We start from the raw sequence: 5,400 nt of genomic DNA, 5'->3' as shown, positions 1-5,400 counted from the left end.
GGTGAGTTTCATTCCACCGATAGAAGCTTCCACAACAGCGTTTATATCGTCTATTGAAAGTCCATATCTGCCTATAACTTCTCTTTTAGGCTCGATATCAATGTATTTTCCACCTGTAATGGGTTCGGAATACAAATCTTTTATGCCCGAAGTTCCATCCAATGCCCTTTTTATTTTTTGTGATAAAGCATTAATGGTATCTAAACTTTCGCCGTAGATTTTTATACCTACATCGGTTCTAATACCTGTGGAAAGCATATTGATACGGTTAATAATAGGTTGCGTAAAACCATTAGTAACTCCTGGTATTTGTAGTTTATTATTGATTTCATTTATGATATCGGCTTTTGTTTTGCCTTCTCTCCATTCGTTATGTGGTTTAAGTAAGACGATTGTTTCTATCATACTTATAGGGCTGTTGTCGGTTGCAGTATTGGCTCTTCCTGCTTTCCCTAAAACGTGAGCCACTTCGGGAATTGATTTTATCAATCTGTCCTGAACCTGCAAAATTCGTTTTACTTCGGAATTGGACACATCGGGCAAGGTTACCGGCATAAACAAAACCGAGCCTTCATCGAGTGGGGGCATAAATTCTGACCCCAAACGAGTAAACATCAATATGCCTATTAACAGTGCCACAATGTTGACCGCCAAAACTGTTTTTCTCCATTTTAAACAAAGCGTTAAAATAGGAGTGTAAATGCTTTCCAATTTCCTGTTTATTGGATTTTTGTTTTCTGGACGAAGTTTTCCTTTTAGTAAAAGACTAATCAGCACTGGAGCAAGTGTAATGGCTAAAAAAGCATCAACTATCAGTATGAACGATTTTGTCCATGCCAATGGGCCAAATAATTTCCCTTCCATTCCCGTAAGCAGAAATACGGGCAAGAAAGATGCAATTACGATTATTGTCGAATAGAACACACCGGGGCCAACTAATTTAGAAGAGGCTTCTATTAGCTTTAGTTTCTCATCAGAAGATAACGGGTCGTTTTCTTTTGTGAATATATTTTTGATTTTATCTTTCATTTTAAGTAAGATGTTGGTTATTGTCCATTTCTTCCTGTTTTTCCGAAATTGTTCTATAGGCATTCTCTACCATTACGATACCATCATCTACGACAACTCCAATTGCCAAAGCTATTCCCGTCAATGACATAATGTTTGACGAAATACCAAATGCTTCAAGTAAAATAAAGCCAATAGCAACCGATATGGGTAATTGGATGAGTATTATTAATGCGCTTCGCCAATGAAAAAGAAATAGTAAAACCACTATTGATACTGCAATCATCTCTTCGATTAGCGTTCCTTTGACAGAATCGATTGCTTTTTCAATCAATTCACTTCGGTCATAAGAGGTTTTAAAAGTCACACCCTCCGGCAATCCTTTCTCCACTTCTTTCATTTTTGCTTTGACAGCTTTTATGACATTATCTGCATTTTCTCCATATCGCATCACTACAATACCGCCAACTACTTCGCCAGAACCGTTTTCGTCAAAAATTCCTAAACGCAAATCGCCACCCATTTGTAGTGAACCAATATCTTTTATTCGAACTGGAATTGAATTGTAGTTTTTAATAGCAATATCTTCTACATCCTTTATGTTTTTTATATATCCCAAACCCCTTATGATATATGACATATCGCTCATTTCGAATTTCCGTCCACCTACATCATTATTATTGGCTTTTACTGCGTTCATTACTTCCATCATACTGACTTTGTAATGTTGCATTTTCAAAGGGTCTAAAACCAATTGGTATTGTTTTTCAAATCCCCCAAAGGAAGCTACTTCGGCAACTCCCGGAACAGTTTGCAATGCAAATTTCACATACCAATCCTGTAGTGCTCTTTGCTCGCCCAAGTCCATTCCGTTTGCATTGAAATGATACCAAAAAACGTGACCGACACCTGTTCCATCTGGTCCAAGAGTTGGAACCACACTTTGAGGCAAAAGACGTTGAGCATAATTGAGCCTTTCCAAAACCCGGGTTCTTGCCCAATAGATATCTACATTGTCCTCAAAAACAATATATACGAAACTCATTCCAAACATAGAAGCACCACGAATATTTTTGACTTTTGGAATGCCTTGAAGATTTGAGACTAAGGGATAAGTCACTTGTGCTTCGATAACTTGTGGGCTTCTACCCATCCACTCCGTAAATACAATCACTTGGTTTTCGGACAAATCAGGAATCGCGTCTATGGGATTTTGTTGCACAGAATAAACACCCCATGCAAATAAGCATGCCGAAATGAGCAGGACTATAAATCTGTTTTTTAATGAAAATGATATTAATTTTTCTACCATAATATTTTAATTTTTTAACAACACTTATCTCCTGCTTGGATAGGAGGACATTTTACAGTTCCATAACTGCAATAAACACAACAATCTCCTTGTTTGGGTCTTAAAACTGTTTTGCAATTTTCACAATCATAAAAAAATTGGCAAGCATCCGTTGGCATCATTTCATCTTTTCTATGTCCGCAGTTTGGACAGGTCAAAGTTGATTTTAGTTCCACTGATTTACCGTTATATAGCGTACAGGTTTCACAATTACCATCCAACTTATTGTAATAGTAATTCATTACAGTAGCAATCAGTAACCCAAACATGCCAACGTAAATATGGTAAAAATCATAACTGAAATAATAGCCATATAAAATGACAATTCCACTTGGGATAGCGAACAGTAAGGGATAAAATTTGTGATGCTTTCTAAAAGAAATTATTAATCCTGCAATTGATATTAAAATCATTATCTGAAATATCCACATTGTCCAGCCACCAAATAATTCAAAACTGCCCAATCCAAAGGCAGAAGCTACGAATGCAAAAAGAGGAAAACAGCAAGGAGAAAACAATGCTGTGAAAAAAAGTCCAAGTGTGCCTAATTTATCTATGTTATTTTTTATTTTCATTTTTAGTTTGGTATAATTATAAAGATAATTGTGTCTGCTTATTCATTTGTTTCAAGTGAATTTATCCAATTCATAACCTCCTGCTTTTGAATACTGGAAAGAACTGCATTTTTATGAATCAAAGTATAAGAAGCCAAAGGCATTTCATTCTCCTTAATTTCTTTACTTATAGCTTTTAGTTTACTATTCTGCCTGCGTTTTGAATAATTTCCCCATTCATTGAAATTCAATTCCTCCTTTCCTTCATTTATATGGCTATCCATAAAAAATCGAACAGGCTGAATATTTGAATACCACGGATAATTGGTATTATTACTGTGGCAATCATAACAAGAGGTTCGCAATATCACTTCTACATTTTTGGGAACAGGATATACTCTTGTGAAATCGGCAGTTAAATCCTGCTCAAAACCAATGTTTCGAGCAGGATGATAAAACTGAATCAATAAAAAAATAATTATCCCAATAAAAAATGTTTTTTTGAAGATACTTTTCATTTCTAGAATTCTTTTCTCACTGAACCACAAGTAAGCATTTCCGAACCAAAATATGGATTTTTAATATCTTTCACTTCGCTTATCCAAATGGCACCTTTTCCTTCATCTGCCATCGGGCAAAAATCCTGATACAGTTTTTGTTCTGTTCCAAAAGTTTGTACCAAATCATTGATGTCTTTGCTCAATAAAACGAAATGTTCTCTTTGGTGGGGTAAATTCCCTGCGTTATCTCCAATATGTTCCGCATGTTCTTTAACATCATCAGCAATATCCATATAGGTTTTCATTTGCTCGCCAGACAATTTTTTCATATCAATTTTCCCTAAAGTCTCCACCAATTTTTTTCCTGCACTTGAAGCTCCATTAGAATCATCTTTGGTCAATGCATTTTTTAAAGACAAATAATCCGTAACAATATCTTTAACGGAAAATGCATTTGGGTCGACTTTTACAGTTGTAGTTTCAGTATCAGTATTTTCTGTGGCTGGATTAACGGTTTCTTCTTGTTTGTTTTTTTGGTTACAAGAAACTAATGCTAATGATAGTACTACGGCTGAAAGAATTATTTTTTTCATTTTTTTAAATTTTAAGTTTTTGAAAGATTGATTTAATGTTTATGGTCTTCTTTTTGAATCATTGCCATTCCACATTTAGGACATTCCCCTTTGGTGTCGGCAGTTGTGCCGTCCATTGGGCAAACGTATTTTGTCACAGTTTTTGTTTTAGGCTGGCTACCTTTTAGCGGGTGTAAGTCCACTTTTTCGGTAATTTTTACCATTTCAGTTCCGCATTTAGAACATTTTCCTGCAGTAGCTGAAGTTGTACCATCTGCTTGACAAACATATTTTGTCACAGTTTTAGTCTTAGGCTGACTTCCTTTTAGAGGCTGTAAGTCTACTTGCTCTGTAATCTTTACCATTGCCATTGCACATTTGGAGCATTTTCCTGGTTTATCAGAAGTCGTGCTGTCCATTGGGCAAACGTATCTAGTCACAGTTTTGCTCATAGGCTGACTTCCTTTTGTAGCATAGGTGGGTATTTTTTCGGTAATTTTTTTTAATTCCATTCCACATTTGGAACATTTTCCAGAGCTTGGATTCGTCTCGTCAGGATGCATTGGACACACATACACAATTTTTTGTTCTTCTTCTTTTGTAGCAATTTGTGCTGATGCTACGGTATTAAATGCAAAAACTGCACTTAATACGATAATTAGTGTTTTCATTTTTTCGTGATTTTATTGAACAGGGAATTAACTATAGCGAATGCATCGATATAGTGTTTTAATGTTTTGTTTTGCGTAAATAATTTTGAATTGAATAAATGAAGAATAGCTAAACAATAGTGACAAACTATAATTTATTAATTCAATTAATCTATAAAACAAATGGTTTAAAGCAATACTGCTTTGAATTTGACACACTTATGGCTGTCAAAATTTGATTTAGCTTATTTTTGGTATAAGCCATAAAGAATTGAAACCGGAAGAAATGGCGGTTTCATAGTTGTAAAAATTTGGTTTTTCTGAAGAGAAATTAAAACAATTGGTATTAATGTACCATTCATTTATAGAAACAGATGAATTGCAAGAAGAAGCACAACCACAATTCGAATGGTTGCATTTACCGCAACCTTGGTGTTTTTTGTTTTTTGAATGACCATCATTTTTACAACAATCTTCATTACAAGTATTTGATGAAACTGCTTTTTGAGAAGAATGTTTTGCAGAATTATTTTCACACGCAAAAGAACTACTTGGCATCAATAAAAAGCCAAATAATACGATTGCTATTATGTGAAAATTCTTCATTTTAGTCTTAATTTACACCAAAATTAATTAAAATTTATTGATTGATTATTAACACCGTGTTAAAATATACAACGTTAGCTTTTGTATTATGTGTTAGATAATTATAGAAAGTTGAAAAATGATTTTTCATTATTTTAACTATGAACGAAAAATGTGCTT

Annotated in this window: 7 protein-coding genes and 1 pseudogene; all 8 read right to left on the bottom strand. The window is 34.4% G+C overall.

Features of this window, described 5'->3' with window-relative positions; translation table 11 throughout:
• Positions 1-1,029 (bottom strand): efflux RND transporter permease subunit (locus VLC96_RS02880; RefSeq protein ID WP_325260548.1); only part of this gene is annotated, 1,029 nt, incomplete at its 3' end.
• A gap of 1 nt (position 1,030) precedes the next feature.
• On the bottom strand, positions 1,031-2,320 hold the full coding sequence (locus tag VLC96_RS02875) for an efflux RND transporter permease subunit (protein ID WP_325260547.1): 1,290 nt from the start codon (positions 2,318-2,320) through the stop codon (positions 1,031-1,033).
• Positions 2,321-2,334: 14 nt separating this feature from the next.
• Positions 2,335-2,535, bottom strand: a complete 201-nt coding sequence (locus VLC96_RS02870) for a GDCCVxC domain-containing (seleno)protein (RefSeq protein ID WP_325260549.1) — start codon at positions 2,533-2,535, stop codon at positions 2,335-2,337.
• A 69-nt stretch (positions 2,536-2,604) separates the two neighbouring features.
• A pseudogene (locus tag VLC96_RS02865) lies at positions 2,605-2,934 on the bottom strand (MerC domain-containing protein); the annotation flags it as partial.
• A 38-nt stretch (positions 2,935-2,972) separates the two neighbouring features.
• Positions 2,973-3,431: a heme-binding domain-containing protein gene (locus tag VLC96_RS02860; RefSeq protein WP_325260546.1), complete on the bottom strand. Its 459-nt coding sequence runs from the start codon at positions 3,429-3,431 to the stop codon at positions 2,973-2,975.
• A 2-nt stretch (positions 3,432-3,433) separates the two neighbouring features.
• On the bottom strand, positions 3,434-4,006 hold the full coding sequence (locus VLC96_RS02855) for a DUF3347 domain-containing protein (protein ID WP_325260545.1): 573 nt from the start codon (positions 4,004-4,006) through the stop codon (positions 3,434-3,436).
• A gap of 32 nt (positions 4,007-4,038) precedes the next feature.
• The gene (locus VLC96_RS02850; RefSeq protein ID WP_325260544.1) at positions 4,039-4,656 is read right to left on the bottom strand and encodes a heavy metal-binding domain-containing protein; all 618 of its coding nucleotides are present in this window, start codon (positions 4,654-4,656) and stop codon (positions 4,039-4,041) included.
• A 219-nt stretch (positions 4,657-4,875) separates the two neighbouring features.
• On the bottom strand, positions 4,876-5,241 hold the full coding sequence (locus VLC96_RS02845; RefSeq protein ID WP_325260543.1) for a hypothetical protein: 366 nt from the start codon (positions 5,239-5,241) through the stop codon (positions 4,876-4,878).
• Positions 5,242-5,400: the final 159 nt, after the last annotated feature.

Origin of the sequence: Flavobacterium sp. (genome assembly GCF_035456085.1) — a bacterium.
Taxonomy (GTDB): domain Bacteria; phylum Bacteroidota; class Bacteroidia; order Flavobacteriales; family Flavobacteriaceae; genus Flavobacterium.
This window is presented reverse-complemented; position numbering and strand designations above follow the sequence as displayed.